This window comes from Kitasatospora sp. NPDC059795, from assembly GCF_042732175.1.
Classification (GTDB): Bacteria; Actinomycetota; Actinomycetes; order Streptomycetales; family Streptomycetaceae; genus Kitasatospora.
In genome coordinates, this window is sequence record NZ_JBHWID010000005.1 from 335,001 (window position 1) to 360,320 (window position 25,320).

General features: G+C 73.8%; 23 protein-coding genes. 13 read left to right on the forward strand and 10 right to left on the reverse strand.

Annotated elements, in window-relative coordinates:
• Positions 1-623 precede the first annotated feature (623 nt).
• The 4 genes from tgmA (at position 624) to ACFV4P_RS13505 (ending at position 3,226) form a co-directional block, all read left to right on the forward strand.
• Positions 624-902 (forward strand): putative ATP-grasp-modified RiPP, encoded by a 279-nt coding sequence (gene tgmA / locus ACFV4P_RS13490; RefSeq protein WP_380470534.1) that lies wholly within the window; start codon positions 624-626, stop codon positions 900-902.
• Positions 902-1,870, forward strand: a complete 969-nt coding sequence (gene tgmB, locus ACFV4P_RS13495) for an ATP-grasp ribosomal peptide maturase (RefSeq protein WP_380470536.1) — start codon at positions 902-904, stop codon at positions 1,868-1,870. Before tgmA ends, tgmB begins: the two co-directional genes overlap by 1 nt.
• Positions 1,867-3,000, forward strand: coding sequence for an ATP-grasp peptide maturase system methyltransferase (tgmC, locus tag ACFV4P_RS13500; RefSeq protein WP_380470770.1), 1,134 nt, complete (start codon positions 1,867-1,869; stop codon positions 2,998-3,000). Before tgmB ends, tgmC begins: the two co-directional genes overlap by 4 nt.
• A gap of 67 nt (positions 3,001-3,067) precedes the next feature.
• The gene (locus tag ACFV4P_RS13505; RefSeq protein WP_380470538.1) at positions 3,068-3,226 is read left to right on the forward strand and encodes a hypothetical protein; all 159 of its coding nucleotides are present in this window, start codon (positions 3,068-3,070) and stop codon (positions 3,224-3,226) included.
• Between the two features lie 285 nt (positions 3,227-3,511).
• Here ACFV4P_RS13505 and ACFV4P_RS13510 read toward each other — a convergent pair whose 3' ends face one another.
• The gene (locus ACFV4P_RS13510) at positions 3,512-4,087 is read right to left on the reverse strand and encodes an HAD family hydrolase (RefSeq protein ID WP_380470539.1); all 576 of its coding nucleotides are present in this window, start codon (positions 4,085-4,087) and stop codon (positions 3,512-3,514) included.
• Positions 4,088-4,818: 731 nt separating this feature from the next.
• Here ACFV4P_RS13510 and ACFV4P_RS13515 point away from each other — a divergent pair.
• Entirely contained in the window at positions 4,819-5,442 is a 624-nt protein-coding gene (locus ACFV4P_RS13515; RefSeq protein WP_380470541.1) for a histidine phosphatase family protein, read from the forward strand.
• A gap of 135 nt (positions 5,443-5,577) precedes the next feature.
• Positions 5,578-6,216: a DUF4937 domain-containing protein gene (locus ACFV4P_RS13520; RefSeq protein WP_380470543.1), complete on the forward strand. Its 639-nt coding sequence runs from the start codon at positions 5,578-5,580 to the stop codon at positions 6,214-6,216.
• A gap of 239 nt (positions 6,217-6,455) precedes the next feature.
• On the opposite strand, the gene ACFV4P_RS13525 is transcribed toward ACFV4P_RS13520, so the two are convergent.
• Both ACFV4P_RS13525 and ACFV4P_RS13530 read right to left on the reverse strand, forming a co-directional pair.
• Positions 6,456-7,421, reverse strand: a complete 966-nt coding sequence (locus ACFV4P_RS13525) for a DUF1259 domain-containing protein (protein ID WP_380470545.1) — start codon at positions 7,419-7,421, stop codon at positions 6,456-6,458.
• 296 nt (positions 7,422-7,717) lie between these two features.
• Complete coding sequence (locus ACFV4P_RS13530) at positions 7,718-7,999, reverse strand: hypothetical protein (RefSeq protein WP_380470547.1); 282 nt, start codon at positions 7,997-7,999, stop codon at positions 7,718-7,720.
• A gap of 237 nt (positions 8,000-8,236) precedes the next feature.
• Here ACFV4P_RS13530 and ACFV4P_RS13535 point away from each other — a divergent pair, with 237 nt between their 5' ends.
• Positions 8,237-8,788 (forward strand): transposase, encoded by a 552-nt coding sequence (locus ACFV4P_RS13535; protein ID WP_380470549.1) that lies wholly within the window; start codon positions 8,237-8,239, stop codon positions 8,786-8,788.
• A 24-nt stretch (positions 8,789-8,812) separates the two neighbouring features.
• On the opposite strand, the gene ACFV4P_RS13540 is transcribed toward ACFV4P_RS13535, so the two are convergent.
• The 4 genes from ACFV4P_RS13540 to ACFV4P_RS13555 all read right to left on the reverse strand — a co-directional run bounded on the left by ACFV4P_RS13540 (position 8,813) and on the right by ACFV4P_RS13555 (position 12,247).
• Positions 8,813-9,712, reverse strand: coding sequence for a GNAT family N-acetyltransferase (locus tag ACFV4P_RS13540; protein ID WP_380470551.1), 900 nt, complete (start codon positions 9,710-9,712; stop codon positions 8,813-8,815).
• 102 nt (positions 9,713-9,814) lie between these two features.
• Entirely contained in the window at positions 9,815-10,888 is a 1,074-nt protein-coding gene (locus ACFV4P_RS13545; RefSeq protein ID WP_380470553.1) for a hypothetical protein, read from the reverse strand.
• Positions 10,852-11,283: a hypothetical protein gene (locus ACFV4P_RS13550; RefSeq protein ID WP_380470555.1), complete on the reverse strand. Its 432-nt coding sequence runs from the start codon at positions 11,281-11,283 to the stop codon at positions 10,852-10,854. The genes ACFV4P_RS13545 and ACFV4P_RS13550 overlap by 37 nt, the downstream gene beginning before the upstream one ends.
• A gap of 106 nt (positions 11,284-11,389) precedes the next feature.
• The gene (locus tag ACFV4P_RS13555) at positions 11,390-12,247 is read right to left on the reverse strand and encodes an acyl-CoA thioester hydrolase/BAAT C-terminal domain-containing protein (RefSeq protein WP_380470557.1); all 858 of its coding nucleotides are present in this window, start codon (positions 12,245-12,247) and stop codon (positions 11,390-11,392) included.
• Positions 12,248-12,697: 450 nt separating this feature from the next.
• Between ACFV4P_RS13555 and ACFV4P_RS13560 the strand changes: the two genes are divergently transcribed.
• The 4 genes from ACFV4P_RS13560 (at position 12,698) to ACFV4P_RS13575 (ending at position 21,336) form a co-directional block, all read left to right on the forward strand.
• Positions 12,698-15,082 (forward strand): penicillin acylase family protein, encoded by a 2,385-nt coding sequence (locus tag ACFV4P_RS13560; RefSeq protein WP_380470559.1) that lies wholly within the window; start codon positions 12,698-12,700, stop codon positions 15,080-15,082.
• A gap of 345 nt (positions 15,083-15,427) precedes the next feature.
• Positions 15,428-19,348, forward strand: a complete 3,921-nt coding sequence (locus ACFV4P_RS13565; RefSeq protein ID WP_380470561.1) for a tetratricopeptide repeat protein — start codon at positions 15,428-15,430, stop codon at positions 19,346-19,348.
• Positions 19,349-19,403: 55 nt separating this feature from the next.
• A complete protein-coding gene (locus tag ACFV4P_RS13570) occupies positions 19,404-19,892 on the forward strand; it encodes an RrF2 family transcriptional regulator (RefSeq protein WP_380470563.1) in 489 nt (162 codons plus the stop codon).
• Positions 19,893-20,115: 223 nt separating this feature from the next.
• A complete protein-coding gene (locus ACFV4P_RS13575) occupies positions 20,116-21,336 on the forward strand; it encodes an MFS transporter (RefSeq protein WP_380470565.1) in 1,221 nt (406 codons plus the stop codon).
• On the opposite strand, the gene ACFV4P_RS13580 is transcribed toward ACFV4P_RS13575, so the two are convergent.
• From ACFV4P_RS13580 to ACFV4P_RS13590, 3 genes are all read right to left on the reverse strand, one after another.
• Positions 21,323-22,060, reverse strand: a complete 738-nt coding sequence (locus tag ACFV4P_RS13580; protein WP_380470567.1) for a hypothetical protein — start codon at positions 22,058-22,060, stop codon at positions 21,323-21,325. The genes ACFV4P_RS13575 and ACFV4P_RS13580 overlap by 14 nt on opposite strands.
• A 226-nt stretch (positions 22,061-22,286) precedes the next feature.
• A complete protein-coding gene (locus tag ACFV4P_RS13585) occupies positions 22,287-22,547 on the reverse strand; it encodes a hypothetical protein (protein ID WP_073815572.1) in 261 nt (86 codons plus the stop codon).
• Positions 22,544-22,807: a hypothetical protein gene (locus ACFV4P_RS13590; protein WP_073815570.1), complete on the reverse strand. Its 264-nt coding sequence runs from the start codon at positions 22,805-22,807 to the stop codon at positions 22,544-22,546. Before ACFV4P_RS13590 ends, ACFV4P_RS13585 begins: the two co-directional genes overlap by 4 nt.
• Positions 22,808-23,079: 272 nt before the next feature.
• On the opposite strand from ACFV4P_RS13590, the gene ACFV4P_RS13595 reads away from it, so the two are divergent.
• Both ACFV4P_RS13595 and ACFV4P_RS13600 read left to right on the forward strand, forming a co-directional pair.
• Positions 23,080-24,558: a prenyltransferase/squalene oxidase repeat-containing protein gene (locus ACFV4P_RS13595; protein WP_380470569.1), complete on the forward strand. Its 1,479-nt coding sequence runs from the start codon at positions 23,080-23,082 to the stop codon at positions 24,556-24,558.
• A 17-nt stretch (positions 24,559-24,575) separates the two neighbouring features.
• Positions 24,576-25,229 (forward strand): HAD family hydrolase, encoded by a 654-nt coding sequence (locus ACFV4P_RS13600; protein WP_380470571.1) that lies wholly within the window; start codon positions 24,576-24,578, stop codon positions 25,227-25,229.
• The last annotated feature ends 91 nt before the right edge of the window (positions 25,230-25,320 follow it).

The following is a 25,320-nucleotide window of genomic DNA, read 5'->3' on the forward strand; positions in this document are numbered from 1 at the left end:
TCGGCGGGGAGGCGCGTGCTGCGGTGCTCGCGCCGGTCGTCCTGGTCCCTCCGTCGGGGATCGGACCAGGGCGACCCCTCTCAACTCCCGGCGGAGCCTGCGCCCGTCGGGATGCACAACCCCCGCCCTGCTGCCGTGACGAGTGGACGGCACGGACGACCAGGGCGGGGCCCAGACCGAGAACCAGCGGCGGAGAACAGCGGATGTACGAGTGCCCCGAGGGCGCCGGACACAAGGTCGAGCGGGCCGAGGAATCCGACGCCATGCTGAGCGGTCCGGGTGGGCCGGTCCGGCGGTGCACGACGTGCGGCCGGCGGGGGGCCTTCCTCACCGACGAGTGGGCCGCGCTGTTCCCGGGCGAGCCGGAGTTGTTCCCCCTCGGGTGGACGACCCCGGGCGAGCCGGCCCCGATCCGCAGGGCCTTCCCCCTCGGGCGCGGAAGCTAGCGCCCCACGAACACCCGTCCTGGCGGACGGAAAGGGAACCACTCGCCAGGACGGGGCGCCACTCCCGCTCCGGTGGCACGTGGCGGTGTCGACCGGGGCGGGCTTGTCCCGAACCCTTCTCTCCCGCAGGGTGGTTGAACCTACTTGGCACCACCACGACAAGGAGGAACAGAACATATGACGACCGCACGCGCCCCCTGGGGCGTTCAGCGCATGGCGCCGTACGCGCCCACCGCCGCCGTTCCGCAGTACACGCCCGTGATCGACCCCGAGACGCAGATTGCTGTGATCGTGGACGAACACGGCCGCACGGTCGAGATGGGTGCGCACGGCACCAGCACCAACACCAGCACCCCCACCAACACCGGGGGCGGCGACGGGCAGAACGGCGGGCAGAGCGCGCCCACCGACATGGACAGCATGCCCGCGAACGACCAGGACCAGGGCACCGGCTGATGGCGGATCGGCCCGGGGCCGTGCTGGTCCTGACCAACCCGTACGACGTGACCGCGGACCTGGTGCTACGCCGTTTGGCTGACCGCCGAGTTCCGGTCGTCCGTATCGACCCCGGCGCCGATCTGCACACGGGTGCCTCGCTGTCTGCCCACTATGGAACGGGCGGGCAGCGGGGCACCCTTCGCACGGCAAGCCGGACGCTCGATCTGACCGACGTTCGGTCCGTGTGGGTCCGTAGGCCCTCGCCCTACGACCCCCCGCCCGACATGGCGGAGCATGACGGCAAGTTCGCCGCCGCACAGTCCTTCTGGGGTACCGGGGGCATCCTCGCCTCGCTTCCGGGGGCGCACTATGTCAATCATCCATGGCGTATCCGCGATGCCGAGTACAAGCCGGCTCAGCTCTCGGCAGCGAGCCGAAGCGGGTTCCTGGTGCCAGCAACGGCCATCACGACAGACCCGGACGAAGCTCGGGAGTTCTGCGCCGGGCAACCTGGTGGAGCGGTCTACAAGCCGTTGTGGGACAGCCGGTACCGAGACAGCCACGGGACTGCCCAGCAGATATGGGTGTGCGGGGTCGACCCGGCCGAGATCACCGACGCCGTGTCCCTCTGCCCGCACCTGTTCCAAGCGCGGGTACCGAAGGTGTTCGACGTACGGGTGACGGCCGTCGGCGACCACCTGTTCGGGGTCCGAGTGGAAAGCCCCGATCTTGACTGGCGCCACCGACAAGACCTGATGACGTGCACGCCCATCGAGATCCCCGAGGCGGTCGCACGTTCGGTGACCGCGTACCTTGACGAACTCGGTTTGGTGTACGGGGCGTTCGACTTCGCCGTGACCGCTGACGGCGCCTGGTACTTCTTTGAGTGCAACGCAAACGGCCAGTGGGCATGGCAGCCGGCGGAGACAACGGCCGCTATCGCCGACGCCCTCGCCGACCAACTACAGAAAGGCCCCGACACGTGAGCACATCGGCCGAACTCCGCGCCGCCCTGGTGGACGGGTTCACTGGTGACGACATGGTCACCGATCCGGCGTGGAACCGCGCCGCCAAGTCCGTCCCCCGGGAACTGTTCGTCGGCTCCTACTTCCTGCCCGTGGAGGGGAGCACCCCCACCGAGTACCGGCCCGTCCGTGAGGGTGAGCCCGATTGGCTGGAGGGCGTCTACACGAACCAGACCCTCATCACTCAACTCGACGGCCATATCCGGCCCGAGGACGGCACAGCGAGCGGTTCGCCATCTTCGTCGTCCACCCTGCCGTCACTGGTGCTGCGCATGTGGCACCAACTCGACACCGAGGCCGGGCACCAGGTGTTGGAGATCGGTACCGGCACCGGCTACTCGACCGCTCTTGGTGCGTACCGCCTCGGGGACGCCAACATCACCAGCATTGAGTACGACCAGGCCGTGGGGGAAGCGGCTGCCGCGGCACTCAAGTCTGCCGGACACGCACCCCGGCTGATCATCGGTGACGGGCTGCTCGGCGACCCGGACGGGGGCGAGTACGACCGCCTGATTGCCACCTGTTCGGTTCGGTACATCCCGCAACCGTGGCTCTACCAGGTCAAGCCGGGCGGAAGGATCCTGGTCACCCTCTCCGGCTGGGCGTACGGGTTCGGCCTCGCGCTGCTCACCGTGACCGAGCCCGGCAGTGCCACGGGCCGGTTCCTGCCCGGATGGACCAGTTTCATGATCGCCCGTCCGCACGACCGGCCGCCCCGTCAGAGTGTCGCGCTGCTGCCCGGTGACGAACGGCCGACCCGGATCAACCCCGAGATCATCAGCACATGGACCGGTGGTTGGGTGGCTCAGCTCGCGGCACCCTCGGCCGAGCGGATGGGCGCGGGCGGGCAACAGATCCTCTCGGACGTGGCCACCGGATCGCAGGCCCGGACCATGCCCAACCCCGACAGAGGGTGGACCGTGACTCAGCGCGGACCGCTCCGGCTCTGGGACCAGGTGGAGAGCGCAGTTGAAGCCTGGCGGGCAGCCGGCGAACCCCACCAGGACGGTTTCGGCATCACGGTCACGCCCCTCGGCCAGCGCGTGTGGATCGGCAGCGAGGCCGGTCCGGGCTGGAACCTGCCGATCTGAGCCGGATACCCGGAGCCGGGACGCGGGGCGCCAATGGGAAAACGAGAACCCGTACGCGGGCCCCCTGGTGCGTCCCTACGTCGACCCCGCGGCATGGCGGGCCGAGCTGGACGAGATGCAGCGCCAGTACGAGCGGCGCGAGGCCCTGCGGGCGGTCGCCGAGGAGCTGCCGGACACCGGGTACACCTTCCCCGGTGCGCACACCCTCGCCGGGGCGGTGGCGTGATGGCTCGGGTGTCCATCAAGGAACTTCCGGACGGTACTCGCCGCGGTAACACAAGGGGCCTGTTGCGGTGCGAGCGGGACGGATGGCAGATCCTCGCCGGAGCCCGCTACGCGGTCCGCTACGCCCCCCGCGCGGGCAACGACCCGCGACCGTGGACCGACGGGGTTGACCGGTTCTGGTCGCGTGACTGCTGGGCCGTCCCGTACCACCGCACCGCGCAGTAGACCCCCCTCGCCCGTCCGGAGCCGATCCGGGCGGGGCTCTCTCGGCCCTGCCGTAGAACCCCTAACAACAGCTCTCCGGAGACCCGGAGGGCAACGTCTTCTGCCTCCTGCGGACCCGCATCCCGCCCGCCCGACCGAAATACCGTCCCCCGCCGTCAGCCGGCCGTGCGGGTGCGGGTCCTGATGTCGACGGCGGGCATGCCGGCGCGGCGGGCGGCGAGCAGGCCGGAGTCGGTGTCCTCCAGGACCAGGCAGCGGGTCGGGGGACGCCGAGGCGCTCGGCCGCGAGCAGGAAGATCTCCGGCGCGGGCTTGCCCTCGGTGACGTCGTCGCGGGTGACGGTGCAGGCGAACAGGTCGGCGAGGCCCAGGTGTTGCAGGGTCGCCGCGACCGTCTCGCGCATGCCGCCGGAAGCGACGGCGATCGGCAGGCGCCCGGCCAGGGAGCGGGCCAGGTCGGCGACCCAACGGATCTCGCGGACGTCGTCGAGGTGGTCGAGGTAGCGCCGCTCGCAGGCCACCACCAGGGCGTCCAGCGGGTCGGCAGGGGTGACGCCGTGCTGGTCGAGGGCGGCGCGGACGGTCTCCGGCGTGGAGGTGCCGGTGTGGCCCTGGTACCAGTCCCGGCCAACCGTCAACGAGCTGGTCAGAGTACTGGAGGCGGCCGGCCTGGTCGAGTGCGTCGGGGAGGAGAACGCCCGGCCCGGACTCGCCCGCCCCGGACTCGGCCGCCCCGAACTCGCCCGCCCCGGCCCGTCCGCCGTCGCCGGTGGGGACGCGCAGGACCGTCCCGTAGGACGTGTTGGTGACCCAGACCGCGCCGCCGTGCACCTTCAGGCCGTTCGCCCCGAGGTCGCCCACGGCCGGCGCGAGTTCCGGGGCGGTGGCCCAGCGAACCGCGCTGCCGCCGGTGACCGGGACGGTCCAGATCGTGCTCAGGTTCGAGTCGGCGATGTAGAGGGTGCCGGTGCGCCGGTCCAGGGCCATGTCGTTGGGGATGCAGTCCGCCGGGAGGGCGGCGGCCGGGCCGGTCGCCGCCGTCACGAGCCCGATGGCGGCCGCCACGATTCCGGCGGCAGCCGCCGGCCTGCGCGTGATCTTCATGGACAATGTCCTTGCCCACGAACGGAGTTGGGTCGTGATGATCACCGGCTGGGACGCTTCTTCCCGGACGGTCTGTGAAGTGTCCGGCAAACCTCCGGCGCGAGTCCATGGGACCGCCCGGCAGGCAGTCGGGGCGAGTGATTCGACGAACCTCGGAACCTGCCCGCCCGACGGCCGGTCGAACTCCCGGCGAACCGGTCGCCCCCGCGCGGGAGTCATGACGATCGGCCGCCGAACGTACCGACCGCATGAAGGAGCCCCGAGGATGACGGAACGAGCCGCCCGCTACCTGTACCTGGCACGGCACGGCGAGGCGTTGCCGGACGAGAGCGGGCTGTCGGAACGCGGGCGCCGGCAGGCCGTGCTGCTCGGCCGTCGGCTGGCGGGGCGGCCGCTGTCCGTCGTCCATCACGGGCCGCTGCCCCGGGCCGCGCAGACCGCGCGGCTGGTGTGCGAGCAGCTCGACGGTGTCCCGGCGCGAGTGTCCGAGGTGGCGGGCGACTATGTTCCGTACGTCCCGTCGCGGGCCGAACTACCGTCCGACTGTGCGGACTTCCTCCTCGCGTTCCTCGCGCAGGCCACGGCGGAGGAGCGTGCGCGCGGCCCGCGGCTGGCGGCGCGGGCGGTCGAGCGGTTCGCCGGGCCGGTGGCGGGCGGCGAGGAGCGCCACGAGCTGCTGGTGACCCACAACTTCCTGATCGGCTGGCTGGTGCGCCACGCCCTGGACGCGCCGAGCTGGCGCTGGCTCGGGCTCAACCACGGCAACGCCTCGCTGACCGTCATCCGCTGGACGCCGGGCCGCCCGGCCACCCTGCTGGCCCACGACGACATGTCGCATCTTCCGGTCGAGCTCCGCCAAAGCGGGTTTCCCGCCGAGTCGCGACTGTGACGGCCACGGGCCGGCGGATCACGACTCCGTCTCCGGCCCTCCGTCCATCGACCGATTGACGGCAGTCGGGGGCGGCGGTCGATCATGTGGTGCGTCGTCGGTCGGGCGGCGCGGGAAGACCGGGAGGCGGGCCGCATGTGGGGCAAGTGGATCGGTTGCACGGTGCCGGTGGCCGCGCGGGAGCGGTTCTCCGCAGCTCAGCAGGCGTGGTCGACGATCAGCGACCAGCCCGGCCTGATCGGGCAGGTCGGCGGCTGGGATCCGGCCACCGGCACTGCCCGGGTGCTGGGGCTGTGGGCCGACGCCGAGGCCTACGGGCGCTTCATGCGCGAGCGGCACGACGCCGTCGTCGCCGACAGCCGGCCGGGCGACAGCTTCACCGGGATCGACGTCGCCACCGGCGAGGTCGTCCTCGACATGGCCGGAGACGCCGCCGACCTGACCGACGCACTCGAACACGCCACCCTCCTGCGGGTCGCCGACTGCCGCCTGCTGCCCGACCGCACGGACCACTTCCTCGACGTCCAGCGCACCGTGTGGGCACCGGGCATGGCAGCGGCCGGAGGCATGCTCGCAGGCGTCGTCACCCGCCTTGAGCCGCACCGCTACCTGGTCACCACCCTGTGGTCCGACGCCACCGCCCACCGGCACTACGCCACCGGCCACCTCCCCGCCCTGCACACCCGCGCCGCCCCCGATCGCGACCTCCGCTCGATCACCGGCCATGCGCTGCCCCTGGAAGCGAGTTGGCGCGTCACGTGGGCGGAGTCGTGACGGGTGCATCATTGGTGCGTGCTCGGAGTGGCGCTCTCCGCCATTCGCCGCCGACACACGGACCACGGGCCACGGGCCACGGGCCACGGAGCACGGGCCACGGGCCACGGACAGGCGCGAGGCCTTCGCCGACAACCTGGAGCACTCGCAGCCGGTCGCGGTTCGCACGGCGATCCGTCCGCCGTGGACCCGAGGGGAAGGCCGCGGCTGCCCGGAAGGCCGCCGCGAGGAGAAGTGCGTCAGGCGGCCGGTCCGGTGTTGGTGGCATCCACTGCGGCACGTAGCGCGCGGGCCAGGGTGACGCCGTCGCCGATCGCCCAGAAGTGGGCGAAGAACAGCCGGGGTTCTTCCGTAAGGCCATGGTTGTGGAGCTCGACGATGTCGATCCCGCCGCGGCGCAGGGCCGTCAGGACGTTCCGCACCTCGCCCGCAGTCATGGCGAGGTCGCCGTTGACGGCGGCACGGCGGTCGCCGAGCGGGTAGAAGCTCAGGAGCGTGGTCATACCTGTGGCCGGGGGCAGGACGCGCCCGTGGTCGGTGATCGTCTCCCCGCGGTTGAACGTGAACCGGAGGATCCCGCTGTCGTTGACGCCTCTCGCGTTCAGCGCGTCCTCGATGGCCGGTACGTCCAGGTCGACCCGTGGCTGCGAGGCGGCCGGTGGGGCGGAGGGCGTGGTCGTCACCGCGAGGGCGGCACTCACGCTTCGGGCCAGGTCCACGGGGTCCTCGGCGTGTCCGTGGAAGTGGGTCCACCACATGGCCGGCTCGTGAGCGAGCAGGTGCTTGTGGACCGCGGTCACTTCCAGCCCGCCGGCGTGCAGTGCGTCGGTGGCGTGCTGCAGCTCTGTCTCGGTGACCGCCATGCTGCCCATCACCAGTGTCCGGCCGTCGTCGTAGCGGGCGAACGCCGCGTAGGAGCCCAGGAACAGGGTGACGCCGTAGGTGATGACCGGCAGGTCCTGTCGGGCGAAACGCACGCGGTAGACCGAGTCGTCCGCCATCGTCCCCGCCCGGCCCAGGATCTCGGCCACCTTGCTCCAGTCGCTCTCCACTGTCGACGAGGGCATCACCGGTTGCAGCCGTGCCGGCTCCGCCGACGCCGCCCCCGGACCCGCGCCGGCCAACACCGGCGCGGCCGCCGCTGCCATCAGCAGCCGCCGACGCGACGGGTCGACCCGGACATCTCCGTTGTCCTGCACAGCCACATCTGCCCCTTCGTCCGATCAGCCGGAACCATGGATACCGGCTGGTGCCGTCGGGGCCCGAAGCGCCACGCCGGACGGTGCGAGGGACCGGAGCACGAGACTCCGGCTGGGCATTTCCGCAGAGCCCGAGCCGGCATCGGGCCTGTCGGTCGAGGTCTTCACGCTCCGGGTGTCGACGCCGGGCGACCGGATCGGGCGTCCGCCCCTCCCCCGCGCGGAACGCGCTGCCGGCGCCGACGTGCAGGAGCGCGGGAAGTCGACTGGTCCGGCCTCCCGCGCTGCCACGACCGGGGCTGCTACTTCCGTACGGCGCTCCGACAGGCGTCGGCCGCGGCGGCGGCGGGGACGTAGTCGTCGCGCAGGAGGCGGTAGCACAGCCGGAAGCCGCCTTCGTCGCCCTCGGAGCCGAGCTCGCAGGCGTCCTTCACGAGTTCGGTGTCGACATCCGGTGCGGCCTCCAGGACTCTGTAGAAGCAGGTGTGCGGAGTCGCGCCGGCGGCCGGGGCGAGGGCGACGGCACCGCCCAGTGCGAGGGCGAGCCCGCAGGCGATGCCGATGGCCCGCTGTGCCAGCTTCATGGTGGTCGGGTCCTTCCGTTCGTCGGGAACTTGGTGGCCGGCGGAAGACCGTGGAGCGGTCCAACCGCAGCCATGGATTGACATATACGACAAGGCGGTTGGAGACCCGATCGGCACGCCCGGCGCGAGGCGAGATCACCCGGTTGCGGGCCAGGAGCCGCCGAGTCGAGTACGACCCCGCACGAACTGCACACCGGCCGGAAGCTGCAGAGAATCAGCCGAAGGGCGAAGGACCCGGTGAAACTTCGTCGGGCGATCGTGGTGCTGATGTCGGCCCAGGGCCAGACGGTCAAGGACATCACCGTGCTGATGCGGGTCAGCGAGGACTACGTCCGCGCTGTCATCCACGCCTTCAACGAGCAGGGGCTCGCCGCCCTCGATCTGGCCACCGGCAGGCCGTACTACCGCATTCACCCGCGCAAGCGGTGGCGCGAGTTCCTCGGCCTCCTCAGGGCCCTGCGCGCACGCCGGCCCGGGCAGAAGTTGTATGTGGTGCTGGACAACTTCTCCCCGCACAAGCACGCCAAGGTCCGCACCTGGGCGGCCGACAACGACGTCGAGCCGGTCTTCCTGCCGACCTACGGCTCCTGGCCGAACTGGATCGAGTCCGAGTTCGCGGCCCTGCGCCACTTCGCACTCAACGGCACCGACCGTCGCAGCCACGATGAGCAGAACGCCGCCGTCGCCGCCTACGTCCGTCGGCACAACACCCGCGCGGAACCAGAGACGAACTTCGCGCCCGACTCGGCGATCCGGTCATGGACCGATTACCCGGCCAGAACCGCCTGACAAGCCGCCAGTCCACCTGGGCCCTCATCCGAACGGTGGTGTGCTGATCCGCTTCTCGAACCAGTGGTGGGCATACGGCTCGTCGTTGAAGGCAGCGACCTCCTGGAAGCCGCTGGAGTGGTAGAGACCAATCGCCGCGGTGAGCGCCTTGTTGGTGTCCAGACGGAGTACCTCGCAGCCCTGCTGAGCGGCTTGAGTCTCCAGCTCGGTCAGGAACCGGCGGCCGAGACCGAGGCCCCGGGTGCGGGGCGCGACCCACATGCGTTTGATCTCGGCCGGGGCGCCGGGGGGCAGCTTCAGGCCGGCGCAGCCGACGGGCTCTCCGTGCAGCCGGGCAACCAGGAACAGGCCGCGCGGTGGCCGGAGTTCGCCCGCGTCGGGCAGCAGGCTCCGCGCGGGGTCGAAGCCGGTCTCGAAGCGTGCCTGAATCTCGGCGAAGTAGGACCGCAGGCAGTGCTGGGCGTCGGGGTGGTCCGGGTCAACCGCGTCCAGCGTGACCGTCGCAGCGGTCAGCAACCGTTCGACCTCAGCCATGGCGGCGGTCAGCCGGGCGCGCTGGGCCGTGTTGAGCGGCTCCAGGAGAGAGCCGGCCAGCTCGTCGCTGCGGCCATCGAGCACCGCGCGCTCGGCGCGGCCCGCATCGGTGAGCCGGATGGTGCGCACCCGCCTGTCCCGGGGCTGCGGCTCCACCGTCACCAGGCCGTCGGCTTCCAGGGAGCGCAGCAGCCGGCTGACGTACCCGGAGTCGAGCGCGAGGTGCTCGCGCAGTTGGCGCACGTCCCGGCCCTCCTCACCGATCTCCCAGAGCAGCCGGGCTTCACCGATGGGCCGGTCGCGGCCCAGGTAGTGGTCGTGGAGCACGCCCACACGTTCGGTGACGGTGCGGTTGAACTGCCGCACCTGGTCGATCTGCACCGTGTCCATTCTCTGACTTTAGTCAGAGAACCATGTGCGGGGCCAGAGGCTTCAGCCTTCACCGAGACGTCGACCGACGTTCGAGAAGACGGATGCCAGACCGCATGTCGATTACCCAGTCGACGATATGAGCCGAGCCAGTGGCCAGTGAAGGCCGCGCGGCCGGGCGTCGAGTCGGCGCTGCCCGGCCGCGCCTGCGGCGCGCCAGTCGGTCCAGCGGCCGGGCGACGCGGCCGCCAGCAGGTCGAAGACCTCGCCGATCCGGTCGACCGCGACGGCGAGGGCGCACAGCCGGTCCACCAGCGCCGGGTCCGGGGCACTGTCGGCGGCCGTGGCGTGCAGGGCGCGCACCAGGGTGACGGTGGCCGCGATGCGTTCGGGGCCGGACAGCTCTCCGGCGAGCAGCCCGTCGAGCGCCTCCGCGTCCGAGGGGAGGACGGCGACGCTCAGCAGGGGGGCCAGTGCGGCGGCATCCGGGGCGGGCATCCGGTCCAGGCACCGCCGGCGCCGGTCGGCGTCGAGGCGGGCGAGGGTGCTCAGTGCGGCCCACCGCTCGCTGTCGGGGCGCCGGGCGTCCGGCGCGGTGGGGACGGGCAGAGGCCCGGGTTCCGCGCCGAGCAGCTCCGCGGCGAGCGCCAGGTTGACGGCGCTGCGCTCGCCGTCCGGGACGGTGCCGGTTTCGTGGGCGGCCAGCTCGGCCCAGCGTCCGGCCAGGATCAGCGCCGCGGGCCGGCCGCCGGGGTCGGGCAGCGCCGAGGTCTGTTCGAGGAGCTGCCCGGCGGCTTCCAAGTCCGGTGCGGCTCGCAGCAGTTCGTCGCGCACCCGTCCCGAGAACCAGGGCGCGAGGCTGCCGTAGGTGTGCCCGGCCGGGAAGCCGTACGTGCGGGGGCTGCGCAGCCGCTGATGGGCGTCCTGGAGGTCGGTGGGGTCGAGCCGGTCGCAGGCGCGTTCGGCTGCGGCCCTGCGTACGCGGTGGCACAGCACGGCGATCGTCAGGTCGAGGAAGTCGCCCGGGGCCGGGTCCGCGGGGCCGTCCTCGGGTGCGGGGAACCAGGGCAGTCCGGCGAGCGGCAGCCACTCCTGGGCGTCGACGAACGATCCGAGGGTGTAGTCCGGGTAGAAGTCGTCGGTCTCGTCGGCCAGGTGGATCAGCTCGCCGTCGTTGCCGAAGCTGTCGAACCACACCGTGCCCGCCCAGGGGCCGTTGAGCACCAGCCGGGCCAGGAAGTGGCTGCGGGTCGCGCCCAGGAGCAGGGTACCGTCATGGTGCCGGGCGCCCGCTCGGCGGGCCGCGGGCCCTTCTGCTCGCGGACGAGCCGCCCGTCGTACGCCATCAGCAGGCGGGCGGGCTCGCCGAACTCCAGCAGGTACCGGCGGTAGTTCTCCGGCAGCCGCAGCCCCAGCCGGGTCTCCGTCTGCACCGCCTCGGCCTCCGTCAACGCGGAGCAGCCGGTCCGCCACACCGCGCCGTCGCCCGGCCGCAGGGCGGCCCAGCGCGCGAGCAGTTCGCGTATCCGGGCCAGCCGCCGGCCGATCCGCCCGTCGTCCAGCGGCTGCCGGGGCACGGGCTCAGCAGTCATCACAGGGTCCTTCACCGTCGGAGGGAGCCGTCGCGGGATCCGCACCGCACGACGACGTGAAGGGCACCCCAGCCATCGGGACCGACGCCGGCACCGGCCCCCGTGGTCAGCGCATCTGACTGTCCGTCAGGATTTCCACGATGTGCGGCCAGGCGGCCTCGCCGAGGAGGGCGTCGGCTTCCGGGGTGCCGCCGTAGGCGTAGGTCGGGGAGGCGGGGAACGGGGGTTCGCCGGGGAGGCGGGGGCGGTGGCCGGCGGCGGGGTGGTGGACGAGTCGGCCGGGGAGGCCGGCGGCGCGGCGGCGGGCGGCGAGTTCCTCGGCGAAGGGGGCGGAGGGCCACATCGCGTCGTCGCCGCCCGCGACGAGGAGGAGGTCGGCCCGGGTGCGTTCGACGGGGATGGCCGCCGGGGGCAGGGCGTCGGGGAAGGTCCGGGCGGCCTGTTCGTAGGCTCCGCGGACGGCGACCGGGCGGCCGGGCGGTTCGGTGGGCGTCCAGGTCTCGTCCATCGGCACGAACGGGAGCGGGCGGCCCTGCCACGTCCAGCAGGAGCGGTACGGGCGCTCGGCGCCGTCCAGGCCGGGGCCGACGTTGCTCCAGACCAGCGAGGTGGGCGACATCGCGACGACCGCGTCGACCCGGGGGGCGTGAACGGCCGTCAGCAGGGCGGCTTCCGCCCCCTTGGAGAAGCCGAGTACGCCGATGCGCCGTACGCCGCGGCGCTGCAGCAGGTCGATCGCCGCGGTGAAGGTCTCCAGCGGGACTTCGCAGATGCCGGGCGGCTGGCCGGGGCCGCCGAACCAGCGGATCGCCAGTGCGGTCAGCCCGGCGCGGGCCAGCAGTCGGGCCCGTTCCCGATCGACCCGCCCGCTGGAGCCGGCCAGCACCAGCACCCCCGCGCCGCTGTCGTCGCCGTCGGGCGTGCACAGCAGGCCCTCCCAGGGCTCGTTCAACTCCCGTTCCACGATGGCCTCCACGCACAGGTCGGTTGGGCCTGAAGTATGCCAGGACCGGCCGGAACGCCGGCCGGGGAGGGGCGGCGGTCGTCCCGTCGCGGAGGTCGGACCTCACGCAGCGGTCGCCGCCCAGGGGGTGCGCGCCGTCACCGCGCTCCGGGACGAGCGGGAGCACCCGCAGGGCTTCGTCCCGCGCCAGGACGGCCTCGCAGGCCACCGCCCGGCCGTGCCGACCCCCGGCAACTGCCGGACGGGGAAATCGATTTCACCGCGCGCCACGGCGATCACGATCGCGGTACGAAGATCCGTCCTCCTCCGGATGTAGTCCGTACGCCTCCCGAACGAGGCCCACGTCGTCCCGTGGGTCGATGACCGACGACAGACCGGGAAGGAAACGTGGAGCACATGACAGAGAACACGAAACTGACGCACCGTCAGTCTCGCGCGAAAGTACGGCGCTTGGGAGCGATCCCGCTCGTCCTCGGGCTCGCCGCCGGCCTGCTGACGGCGCTCGCGCCCGCCTCCGCGCAGGCCGCCGACACCGACCTGGCGGCCGGGCAGGCGGCGGGCGGCTGGACCGCCAAGATCCGGCGGACCGAGTTCGGCATCCCGCACGTCCTCGCCCAGGACTTCGGCGGTCTCGGCTACGGCTACGGCTACGCGTTCGCACAGGACAACCTGTGCCAACTCGCCGACCAGGTGGTCACCGTGCGCGGTGAACGCTCGCGCCGGTACGGGCCGGACGGGCAGACCGTGGACCGGCTCGGCAACCTGGACAGCGACACCTACCAGCAGAGCCTGCTCCGCTCCGGCACGGTGCGGAAGCTGCTCGACAAGCCGGCGCCGCTCGGCCCGACCGCCGAGGCGCGGCAGCTGGTGGACGGCTACGTCGCGGGCTACAACCGCTACCTGCACGACACCGGCGTCGACCGGCTCCCGGACCCGTCCTGCCGGGGGAAGGACTGGGTCGGGCCGATCACCGCCGACGACCTCTGGAACATCCTGTACGGCGTCAACACCCTTGCGGGCGTGGCGAGGAAGGAGACGGCCACCGCCGTCCCGGGTGCCGGCGCGACCGCCCCGGCGGCATTCGACGCCGCTGCGGGCGCCACGGGCCCGGCGGCGCTCAAGGCCGCCGGCGCGCCGGCCGATACCCCCGACACCGGCAGCAACGCCTGGGCGATCGGACGGGACGCCTCCCGCGACGGCCACGGGCTGCTGCTGGCCAACCCGCACCTGCCGTGGGTGGGCTCGGAGCGGTTCTACCAGGCCCAGTTGACCATCCCGGGCGTGCTGGACATGGGCGGCGCCGGCCTCTACGGCCTCCCGTTCCTGCAGATCGGCCACACCGCCGGCCTCGCCTGGAGCCACACCACAAGCTACGCCGACCACGCGACGTTCTACCGCCTGTCGCTGGTGCCGGGCGACCCGACCGCGTACCTGGTCGACGGCAAGGTCGAGCGGATGACGGCGCAGACCGTCCCGGTCACCGTCCGGGCGGCCGACGGCACGCTGTCCACCGTCGAGCGGACCGTCTACCGCTCCCGCCAGGGCTTCGTGCTGGCCTCCGGCTGGACCGACAAGCAGGCCTACACGCTGCGCGACGCCAACGCCGACAACCTCCGCTCCCTCAACGAGTGGATCGCGATGGGCCGTTCGCAGAACCTCGACCAGCTGCGGCAGGCCCAGCGGACCTACCAGGGCGCGCCGTGGGTGTACACCACGGCCGTCGACACGTCCGGGACCACGTACTTCACCGACTCCTCCGCCGTCCCGCACCTGCCCGACGAGCAGCGGGCGCGCTGCCTGGTGGACGATCCGATGATCGACGGGCTGCTGAACGGGTCGACCACCGCGTGCGACCCGGGCAACGACCCGCAGGCGCGGGTGCCCGGCGTGTTCGGGCCGGCCGACCACCCGACGCTGAGCCGCACCGACTACGTGGCCAACTCCAACAACGGCCCGTACCTGACCAACGCGGACGCGCCGCTGGCCGGCCTGCCCGCCGTCTACAACGGCGGCCCGCAACTCGCCTCCCGGCCGCAGCTGGGCCTGCGGATGATCGCCGACCGCCGGGCCGGCGCCGACGGCCTGGGCGCGCCCGGCTTCACCCTCGGCACGCTCCAGGACACCATGTTCGGCAACCGCGTGCAGAGCGCCGAGCTCGACCGCGACGACGCCGTCGCCCTGTGCCGCGCCCACCCGCAGATCACGGCGTCCGACGGCACCGGCGTGGACGTGCGCGCCGCGTGCGACGTGCTCGCCGCGTGGAACACCCGGGGCGACGCCGACAGCAGGGGCACCGTGCTCTGGCAGGCGTACCGCGACGCGCTGGCGGGCACCCGCACCAGGGCCTGGCAGACCGTCCCGTACGACCCGGCCGAGCCGCTGACCACCCCGCGCGGCATCGCCGCCGACAGCCCGGACGCGCAGCGCGCGTTCGCCGACGCCGTCCGCGCGCTGGCGGCGCGCGGGCTGCCGGTGAACGCCGCGATCGGCGACGTGCAGCGCTGGGCGGGCGTCCCGCTGCACGGGTGCGCCGGGCAGATCGGATGCTTCAACGTGCTGACGGCCGGGCCGAGTTCGGGCGCTGGCGGCGGCACCTACCCGGCGAGCGGCGCGAGCGTGCCGCACGGCTCCAGCTTCGTGATGGCCACCGAGCTGACCGACCGGGGCCCGCGCACCCGGACGCTGCTCACCTACGGGGAGTCGGCCGACCCGACCTCGCCGCACTTCACCGACCAGACCCGCCGGTACGCCGCCAAGCAGTGGGTGACCGAGCGCTTCACCGAGGCCGAGATCCGCTCCGCGCCGGGCCTCACCGTCACCACGCTGCGCCGCTGACGCACCGCCGCTCCGCCCATCGGGCCGCCGCCGTTCCCCGAACGGCGGCGGCCTCTGCCGTCACCCGGCAGCCTCCACCGGGCCCTCTCGTCGCCGACCGCCCAGGGCCTGTCCGGTCGATCTTGTCGGATCAGCGCGCGTCTCCCCCGGCCCTTGCGGGCCGGGAGGTGCCCCCATTTCGCGCCCGGCTGGGAGTGCCGCCGGAACGTCCTCGTACTGGGTGTACTTGGATGTTTCGGCGGTGCTTCCAGCCGGGATGATCCGGCGGCGCGCGCCCGGCAAGATCGGCCGGACAGGCCCTAAGGTGGTGGGGTTTTGGCAGGGCGGCAAGGGGGTGGGGGCGGCGTGGAGCGGGCGCGGCTGGTGGGGGTGGACGGTCCGGGCGGGCCGGGGTCGGGCTGGGCGGTCGGTGGGCGGCTGGTGTTGACGTCCGCCCATGTGGCGCGCGGTGAGGGCGCGTCGGGCGTGCGGGTGTTCCGTCCGGCGGGGCCGGGTCCGGTCGGCGCCGAGGTGGTGTGGTGCGGTACGCCGGGCGGTCGGGACGATGCGGCGCTGCTGCTGCTCGAAGGCCCGCTGTGGGCGGAGCCGCCGGGCCCGGTGCGCTGGGGTCGGCTGGTGACGGACCGTCCGGGGACGGCCTGCGCGACCTGGGGCCTGCCCGACCTCGCGCAGCGCCCGGGCCGGCCGGCCGAAGCGGTGCAGCTGGTCGGGGAGTTGAACCCGGGCACCGGTTTCGTCGACAACCGGCACGTGATGGACCTGCGTCAGCACCCGCCGCAGTGGTCCGGCGGAGGTTCCCCGTGGGGCGGTCTCTCGGGTGCGGCGGTGCACTGCGACGACCTGCTGGTGGCCGTGGTGGCGTCCGACCGGGCGCATGCGGGCGGGGCTCAGCTGAACCTGGTGCCCGGGTACGTGCTGCACCACGATCCGGCGTTCCGGGCGGTGTTGGCGGCGCACGGGGTGCCGGCGGCCGCGTTGGAGCCGGTGGAGTTGCGGCGCCTGGCCGATCCGGCGGTCGTCCCGGAGCGGGCGGCGGGGCCGGTGCGTTCGCCGGCGGCGCTGTTGCGGGCGGCCCGGCAGGTGGTGCCGTTCCACGGGCGGACGGAGCTGCTGGGCGAGTTGGTCGAGTGGTGCGGGCGGGGCGGGTTCGGCGCGTGGCTGCTGCACGGGCCGGGCGGCCAGGGCAAGACGCGGCTGGCGCACGAGTTGGCGGCGCGGCTGTCGGAGCGGCAGTGGGCGGTGTTGTGGCCGCGCCCGGACGCCGGGCCGGAGGAGTTGGCGGACTGCCGGCTGGCGGCGCGTCCACTGCTGGTCGTGCTGGACTACGCGGAGCACCGCACCGCGCAGCTGTCCGCGCTGGTCGCGGCGGCGGCCGCGCACCGGGGTCCGACGGCGTTCAAGGTGCTGCTGCTGGCCCGCACCGACGGCGACTGGTGGCAGCAGGCCGTCACCGCCGACGACGTCGCGCAGGACCACCTGGAGTTCGCCCCGACCCGGCGGCTGGACCCGCTGCTGGCCGAGCCCGCCGCCCGCCCGGCCGCGTACCGGGCCGCGTTGGACGCGCTGGCCGCCGCGCTGCCGTTCGTGGACGGCCAGGCGGGCCCCGACTGGCCGGGCGTGGCGGCGGCCCTGCCGACGGCGCCCGGGCTCGACCAGCCCGGCTTCGGCAATGCGCTGACCCTGCAGATGGCGGCGCTGGCGGACCTGCTGGACACCACCGGGACGGCCGAGTTCGCGGGCCGCCCCGGTGCCGCGGTGGTGGAGGACCGGCTGCTGGGCCACGAACGCCGCTACTGGCAGCGCACCGCGTCGGCGCTCGGCCTCGCGCCCGCGCTCTCGGTGCGGGCGCTGGACGCGGTGGTCGCCGCCGCGAACCTGGCAGGTGCCGCCGACCGGGACCAGGCGGACCTGCTGTGGCGTCAACTCCCGGCGCTGGCCGACCAGTCACGGGACCGCCGGGACACCGTGACGGCCTGGCTCGGCGCGCTCTACCCCGCGCCCGCACCCCACCCGTTCGGTCCGCTGCCGCCCGACCGGCTCGCGGAACGCCACATCGCCCGCGTCCTGGACACCGACCCGACGCTGCCCGAACGCCTGCTCCCCGCTCTCGACCCGGACCGCACCGCCCAGTTGCTCACCGTCTGCACCCGCGCTGCCGCCCATCCGGCGCTCGACGGCCGCCTCGACGCCGCACTCACATCGCTGTGCGTCCGCCACCGCACCGCGCTGGCCCGGCACTTCGTCCCGCTGGCGACCCGCACCCCGCGCCCGGGGCCGCTGTTGGCGGCGCTGGCGGCGATCGTCGAGGACCCGGGGACGCCGCTGGACGACCTGTTCGAGCTGGATCAACTGATGCCGGGGCTCAGCCAGGCCCTGGTGCACGAGGCGGCCCGGCTGGCGCGCACCGTGACGGGCCGGCTGCGGGCGGCGTGGGCCGCCGACCCCGACCGGTACGGGCTGCGGCTGTCCGCCGCGCTCACCGCGCTGTCCGTCCGGATGCGCGAACTCGGCCGCGTCGAGGAGAGTCTGGCCGCCGCGCAGGAGGCGGTCGAGCTGTTCCGGTCGTCGGCCGACGCCGATCCGGACTTCCACACCCTGGGCCTCGCGCTCATGCTCGGCAACCTGGGCGTGCGGCTCGCCGAGGCCGGTCGCCACGAGGAGGCGCTGGCCGCCGCCCGGGAGGGCGTCGCGCTGCACCGGTCCCGCGGCGATGCCGGGCTGTCCCCGCTGGTCTCCGCGTTGGTGAACCTGTCCTCCGTCCTCGGCAGTCTCGGACGGGACGCGGAGGGACTGGCCGCCGCCGAGGAGGCGCTCGCGGTGACGCACCGGCTCGCCGAGGTCGGGGCGGAGGCGGGCGAGTTCCTGGAGGCGAGCGTGACGGCCTCGTTGAGCCTGCGGCTCCAGGGTCTCGACCGCTTGCCGGAGAGCGCGGAGGTCGCCCGCCGCACGGTGGACCTGTACCGGTCGCTCGCGGAGTCCGTCCCGGACACGTACCTGCCCGCGCTGGCCGGGGCGCTCGCCCACGAGTCCCAGCTCTGTCTGCTCCTCGGCCGCCGGGAACGGGGAGTGTCCGCGGCGCGGGAGGCGGCCGCGCTGTTCCGCGGCCTCGCGGAGCACAACCCGGACGCGCACCTGTCGACGCTGCTCCTCGTTCTCCTCACCCTCACCAATCACCTGAACGCCCTCGGCCGGCTGTCCGAGGCCCTGGACGTGGCCCGGGAGGCGCTGGCCGTGGCCCGCAGGATGCAGGCCGACCGGCCCGAACTCGCCGCCGCGCTGCTCAACCTCTCCTTCCACCTCGGCGTTCACGGGTATGCGGACGAGGGATGGACGGTCGCTCAGGAGGCGATCGGGCTCTGCCGCTCGCTCGACGCCGATCACCCCGGGAACCACGCGATCGGCCTCGCCGCCGCGCTCGACGAATCGGCCGCCCACCTCGTCCTGCTGGGCCGGACGGACCAGGCACTGGCCGACCGCATCGAAGCGGTGGACCACCTCCGCAGGTACGCCGCGCGATCGGCCGGGCTGGCCGAGTCGCTGAGCGGCCTCGCCGGCCAGCTCGGCGACCTGGACCGCCACGCCGAAGCGGTCCTCCACTACGCGGAGGCCGTCGAGATCCGTGCGGCCCTGGCCGAGTCCGCCCCGGACGGCCAACTGCCGCGTCTCACCGACGTCTTGGTCCGGCTCGGCGATCAGCTCCGGCTCGCCGGGGACGCCGCCGCGGCCGTCCGTGCCGCCCGCGAGACCCTCGCCCGGTGCCACGCGCTGGCCACGGCCGTGCCGCCGCACCATCTCCCTTCGCTGACAGCCGCGTTGACCAACCTGGCCGACTTCCTCGGCGAACCCGACCGGTGGGCGGAGAGCCTGGCCCTGGCCGAGGAGACCACAGCCCATTGGCGCAGGCTCGCCAAGTCCGATCCCGACACCCATCTGCTGTCGCTGGTCCAGGCGTTGACCGCCGTCGCCGTCAACTCCGGCCTGGCCCACCGCCCTTCGGACGGACTCGCCCCGGCCGTCGAGGCGGTCGGGATCATCCGCACGCTCCACCGAGCCGATCCGGTGTCCCATCTGCACGTGCTGGCAGCCGGGTTGCGCATCCTCGCCCTGCTCCGGCGCGACCTCGACCAGCACGCGGAGGCGCGCGCCGCCGCGACGGAGGCGCTCGGCCTCTACCGGGCGCTGGCCGCCGAACGCTCCGTCTCCTTCCGCCCCATGGTGGAACAGCTCACCGGAGTCCTCGCCCGGCTCGACGAACTGCCCTCCTGAGCCGCCGGGTTGAACCACTGGCCAGCCGGCTTTCCGGACAGCTAGTATCCCGAATATGCGGACGAGCGAAGGCGTCGAGTGGGGCCTGCACTGCTGCCTCACCCTGGTGTGGCTGGACGAGACCGACCCGGTGCCGTCGGCCCGACTGGCGGCGATGTTCGAGCTGTCGCCGACGTACCTCAACAAGGTGCTGCAACGACTCACCCGGGCAGGCCTGTTGACCTCCACCTCGGGTCCGCGCGGCGGCGTCCGGCTGGCCCGCGACCCCGGGCGGATCACCATGATGGACGTGGTGACGGCCGTCGAGGGCGCGGATCCGCTGTTCGCCTGCGCCGAGATCCGGCAGCAGGGCCTCTCCGCGGAGGGCGCCCACGCCCGCGAGTTCGCCCGCCCGTGCGGCATCGCCGCCGCGATGCGCCGCGCCGAACTCGCCTGGCGCCGCGAACTCGCCGCCCGCACCGTCGCCGACCTGGCCCACGAGGCCCCGGCCACCTCCATCGCCCGCATCCGCCACAACTACGCCCGCCTGACCTCCACCGCCTGAGCCATCGCCCAACCAGGGGCGCGTGGGGGCACCTCCCGGCCCGCTAGGGCTGGGGGAGAACTGCGCGAAGCGGAAGGCACCCCACCGCAAGATCGCGACGCAGGACAACGACCTGCACGTGATCGCGACCTTACGGACGTGATCTGCGCTTGTCGCGCAGTTCCCCGCGCCCCCACCTGGACCAATTCCGGATACCGCACATCCCGAATCCTGGAGCCCAACCATGCCCACCGCAGTCAAGACCCCTCCCCCGAGCGCCACTTCACCCACCGACCCCGGCCTCCGCCCCGCCGCCGTCCTCGCCGTCGGCACTTTCGCCGTCGGCACCGACGCGTTCGTCACCGCCGGCTTCCTGCCCGCCATGGCCGGCGCGCTGCACGTGTCGACCGCCGCCGCCGGGCAGTCCGTCAGCCTGTTCGCCGCCGTGTACGCACTCGCCTCGCCGCTGCTCGCCGTCGCCACCGCCCGACTCCCCCGCCGCACCCTCCTGCTCGGGGCGCTCCTGCTGCTCGCCGCCGCCAACGCGCTGTCCGCACTCGCCCCCACGTACCTGGCCCTCCTCGCCGGCCGCGTCCTCGCGGCTCTCGCTGCCGCCGCGTTCACGCCGACCGCCGGAGCAACGGCAGCAGGGCTGGCGCCGGCCGACTCGCGGGGGCGGGCGCTCGCGGTGGTGATCGGCGGGCTGACGGCGGCCACCGCGCTCGGGGTGCCGCTCGGGCGGGTGGCGGCGGCCGGCCTGGGGTGGCGGGCGGCGCTGGGCGCGGTGGCCGTGCTGTCCGCGTTGGGAGCGCTCGCCCTCCGACTGACGCTGCCTCGGCTTCCGGGCGGGGAGCCGGTTCCGCTCCGTTCGCGGCTGGCCGCGCTGCGCCGTCCGGGGGTGCTGCGGGTGCTGCCGCTGACGGTGCTCGGGATGGCGGCGTGCTACGTGCCGTACTCGTACAGCGTGCCGGTGCTGGCGGCGGTCGGCGTCTCGGGGCGGGTCGCGGTGCCGGTCGCGCTGGTGCTGTACGGCGCGGGCGCGGTGGCGGGCAACCTGCTGTCGGGGCGTTGGACGGACCGGCTCGGCCCGGTCCGGGTGCTGACGTCGGGCTACGCGACCATGGCGGTGGCGTTCGCCGCGCTGACCGCCCTCGCCGCCGTGCACGCGCGCAGCGCCGTCGTGGTGGGGGTGCTGGCGTTCCTGTGGGGTGCGAGCAGCTGGTGTCAGACCCCGGCGCAGCAGCACCGTCTGCTCGCGGCCGCGCCCGAACAGGCTCCGCTGGTGGTGTCGTTGAACTCGTCCGCGATCTATCTGGGCATCGGCGCGGGCACGGTGCTGGGCGGGTTGGCGCTGCCGCGCGGTGCGGCGGCGGTGTTCGTCCTGGCGGCGGTGCTGTCGTGCGGCGCGGCGGTGTTCCTCCGGGTCACCGCAGCACGCGGGCGCGCCGGTGCTACATCCACATGAACGGCTGGGCGGCGATCGCGGCGGCGGACCGCGCGCTGGCGGTCAGCATCTCGTCGGCGCCGTCGCCGGGGTGCTGGTCGGCGTAGCGGGCCTCGACGAGGGTGATGTGGTGGCCGACCAGTTCGACCCGGATCGCGGCCATCGGCTTGACGCCGGCGGCGGGGGCGACCAGCCCGTCGGGGAAGGTGAATTCGAATTCCGCCGCGTGGTCGCGGACGGCCTGGAGGGCCTGGGCGGCGGCGGCCGGGTCGTTGAAGCGCAGCACGGTGATGCTGGTGATGACGGGCTGGTCGGTGCGGGTGAGCGCGACGCCGAACCAGTCCTTGCAGTCGAGTTTCTCCAGCAGGTCGTGGCTCTTGTCGAGTTGGACGCCCTGGCAGTCGACGCCGTCCCGGCCGGCGGTCCGACGGCTCTTGAACAGGTCGTGGTCGTAGGCGCGCTGCACGGGGAAGTAGTGGTCGACGGTGAAGGCCTGAACCTCCGTCATCGGCTTGGCGACCTGGCCGGGCGCGGCGGCCGCGGCGGCGGGCTGGGTGCTGGTGGGCCCGAGGCCGGGCAGGATGTCGCCGGGGTGCGGCGTGGACACCACCCAGACCCCGCCGGCGGCCAGGACCGCGACGACGCTCCACAGGGCGGCCAGCCGTCTGCGCTCACCGACGGCCCGGTGACTGGTGGCCGGTTGGTCCTCGTCGGCGCTCGCAGTCACGCCCCCCTGGATGGTCATGGCGCAGATTCTAAGCAGGTCATCCCACAATCCCACCGTCGGGTGGGACGTACGGGAAGCACCCGCCCCACCACGGACATGCAGCCGACAATCGACTTGTCAGCAGATCAGAGGTTATGTCCAACTTGCCCACTGCGGGCGGTTTCTGGCGGACCGCCCGAAGCCCACCGATCCACTCGCCGCCGCCCACCGGTCCACTCGCCGCCACTCACCGCCGCCCGCCGGTTCACTCGCCGAGGCCCGGCACCCACACCAGGCGCAGCACGTCGATGGTGCGCTCGTCCGGGTTGACGAACAGTTCGGCGGTGACGGACGGGGCGAGCACCGCGCTGCGCAGGTCGCCCCACTCGTCGACGGCCGCGCCCGCCCGGCCGTCGAGCGTCACCAGCGCGGCGGTGACCAGCGCGAACAGCAGGTCGTCCGCCTTGGAGATCTCGACCATCGCCTGGGCGGGCTGGTCCTGGAGCCAGACCCGCCACCCCTTCACGCGACGGCCCCGACCTGCTGCGACCGCCCCGCCGTGAGCAGCGGGCCGACGGCGGCCCGGTACCCGGACCGGTCGCTGCCGTACGCCGCGGACATCGCCCGCAGCCACCACGAGGTGATCACGGCCTCCCGGTCCTGCGGGTCCTCGACCGGCCCCAACTCTGCGTAGAACCTTGCCCGTTCGTCGTAGGTGAGCGCGTGCTCGATGCCGTTGATGCTCCGCGGCACCCGAAGCGTGCCGGACTCCGCCATTGCCGTCATGCCCTGCCCTCCCGTCCCGATGCCTCCGACCGTACCCGCGCCCGCCCGATCCGTCTGCCACGTTTCCCGAACGGCTCTTCGCGGAGAGGGCGGCTGTGCCCGGGGAACGCTGCGGATATGCGTCGCCGAGGGGCGGTTCACGCTTTCGGGTCCGGTTCCGCGCAGAGGCTCGCGGCGGGCCCGCGGTGATCACTAGCGTGCGGGCGGCGGCGTCCGGGGCGGTCGGCTCGCGGTGTCGCCGGTGTGTCGTTCCGCGGCGTGAAGGAGCTCGGATGGGCAGTGTCCGGGAGCAGTTGATGCGTGGCGCGGCCGGGTACCTGGCCGCGCAGGTGGAGGCGGACGGCCGGATGCGGGTGCGATGCCCGAGCCGGGTGCTCGAATCGGTGCTGACGGAGCGCCTGTTGGCGCGCCACGCCCCCGACGACCCCGCGCTCGGCCGGGTGCGCGGGTATCTGCGCGCCGCCCGGCACGGCGCGGGCCTCGGTGCGCTGGACCGGGTGCTGCTGGGGCTGCCGGCCGGCGAGGACGTGCTGGCGGGGCTGGACCACTACACGGCCGCCCGCAAGCGGGTGCTGGTCAACACCGTGCTCCATCTCGCCGGTGTGCACGCCGAGTTGCGGGTCGACGCGGAGGAGATCGCGCTGCCGGTCGGCGCGTTGCAGAACTGGAAGCGCGCCGAGTGGCTGGCCTGCCGGGTGATCCGCGCCCACGCACGCGCCGAGCCGGTGGACGCCGGCGACCTGGCGGCGCTGGCCGCGCTGGTGCAGGGCCCGGTGATCTACGAGCACCTGCATCTGGCCCACCTGATCGTGCTGCACGCGCTCTCCCCGCACCCGGCCCACGGGCGGGCGGTGCGCCACGGCCTGGAGTTGACGGCCGCCACCCAGTTGCCGGACGGCGGCTTCACCGTCGCCGTGGACTTCGACCTGTGGGTGCCGTCCATCGCGGCCTGCGCCCTCGCCGAGGCCGACGCCGACCCGGCCCTGCTGGCACGGATCGCCGCCTGGGCGGCCCCGCACCAGCACGCCGACGGCGGCTGGCCGTACCGGCCCGACGTCGAGCAGACGGACGTCGACACCACCTACACCGTGCTGGCCTTCCTCCAGCGCCACGACCGCGCCCGGCACGCGGAGCGGATCGCGGCCGGGCACGCCTACCTGCGGCGGATCCAGAACCCGGACGGCGGCTGGTCCACCTACCCCGGCGGCAGCTCGGAGCCGGCCATGACCGGCGGCGCGCTCGCCGTCCTCGCCGACCGGCCCGGCCTCGACGACGGGCGGACCGACGCCGTCCTGCGCGGCGCCCGCCTGCTGGCCGCCGCCCAGCGCGCCGACGGCGCGTTCGAACGCGGCTGGAGCCTGGCCGAGAACAACGCGCTGTTCCGCGCCGTCCACGGCCTGGCCGCCGTCCGCGACCACGCGCTCCCGCCCGCCGCCGACCAGCACCTGATCGAACGCGCGCTGACCGCCGCCACCGCCTACCTGACCCGCGGCCAGAACCCGGACGGCGGCTGGGGCCACCGCCACGGCAGCCCCAGCGACGCCACCAGCACCGGCTGCGCGCTCGCCGCGCTGGGGCGGCTCAAGCAGACCGGGCCGGTCCCCGCCGCTCTCGCCTTCCTCGCCGACACGCAACTGCCGGACGGCAGCCTCCCCGCCGTCCCCGACACCACCGCGCCCCGCGGCCTGCCCATCGACCTGCCGTACATGCCCACCGCGTACGTCCTGCGCGGCCTGGCCCACCTCCGGTGAGAGCGGAGCGCCGACCCGTGACCCCCCGACTCCCCGGCCCGCACCGGGCGACGGTCTTCGACTTCGACGGCACCCTCGCCGACACCGGCGCGCTGAACGCCCGGGCCGTCCACCACGCCATGACCGCGCACGGCGTCAACGTGCCCGCCGCCTGGCTGCACACCGTCGAGCTGGCCGACCTGACCGCGGTGCGCCGCCGCTTACGCGCCGAGCACGGGCAGCAACTCGCCTGCGCGGACGCCGAATTCATCGACACCGCGCGCGCCTGGTGGGCCCGCCACGCGCACACCGTCCGCGCCGTCCCGCACATCGCCGACCTGGCCCGGCGGGCAGCCCGCAGCGGGCCGGTCGCCGTCGTCTCCGCCAACGACGGCGGCATCGTCCGGGCCGGCCTGGCCGCCATCGGCCTGTCCCACCTCGCCGCCACCCTGGTCGCCCGCGAGGACGTCCCGCACCTCAAACCCGCGCCCGACGGCTACCTGCTCGCCGCCGCCCTGCTCCGCGTCCCCCCGGCCGCCTGCCTCGTCTACGAGAACACCGACGAGGGCATCACCGCCGCCCGCACCGCCGGCATGACCGTCGTCGACGTCCGCACCCACCCGCGCGGGACGGGCATCGGACATCCGCCGGCGCACGGCGATTCGCTTTCCCGGTCGGGCGGGTGCTCCTAGCCAGTGCCGGGGGGGGCGCCCGGCGTGTCGGGGGGGATTAGGCCAGCGCCCGCCCTCGCGGGGGAAGCGGGGGGGGATGGGGGGCGGGGCC

Bases quoted from the DNA above. Each gene is read 5' to 3' on its own strand.
- tgmA (WP_380470534.1), top strand. From the start codon at position 624: ATGACGACCGCACGCGCCCCCTGGGGCGTTCAGCGCATGGCGCCGTAC.
- tgmB (WP_380470536.1), top strand. From the start codon at position 902: ATGGCGGATCGGCCCGGGGCCGTGCTGGTCCTGACCAACCCGTACGAC.
- ACFV4P_RS13515 (WP_380470541.1), top strand. From the start codon at position 4,819: ATGACGGAACGAGCCGCCCGCTACCTGTACCTGGCACGGCACGGCGAG.
- ACFV4P_RS13520 (WP_380470543.1), top strand. From the start codon at position 5,578: ATGTGGGGCAAGTGGATCGGTTGCACGGTGCCGGTGGCCGCGCGGGAG.
- ACFV4P_RS13530 (WP_380470547.1), bottom strand. From the start codon at position 7,999: ATGAAGCTGGCACAGCGGGCCATCGGCATCGCCTGCGGGCTCGCCCTC.
- ACFV4P_RS13540 (WP_380470551.1), bottom strand. From the start codon at position 9,712: ATGGACACGGTGCAGATCGACCAGGTGCGGCAGTTCAACCGCACCGTC.
- ACFV4P_RS13550 (WP_380470555.1), bottom strand. From the start codon at position 11,283: ATGACTGCTGAGCCCGTGCCCCGGCAGCCGCTGGACGACGGGCGGATC.
- ACFV4P_RS13570 (WP_380470563.1), top strand. From the start codon at position 19,404: ATGCGGACGAGCGAAGGCGTCGAGTGGGGCCTGCACTGCTGCCTCACC.
- ACFV4P_RS13575 (WP_380470565.1), top strand. From the start codon at position 20,116: ATGCCCACCGCAGTCAAGACCCCTCCCCCGAGCGCCACTTCACCCACC.
- ACFV4P_RS13580 (WP_380470567.1), bottom strand. From the start codon at position 22,060: ATGACCATCCAGGGGGGCGTGACTGCGAGCGCCGACGAGGACCAACCG.
- ACFV4P_RS13590 (WP_073815570.1), bottom strand. From the start codon at position 22,807: ATGACGGCAATGGCGGAGTCCGGCACGCTTCGGGTGCCGCGGAGCATC.
- ACFV4P_RS13595 (WP_380470569.1), top strand. From the start codon at position 23,080: ATGGGCAGTGTCCGGGAGCAGTTGATGCGTGGCGCGGCCGGGTACCTG.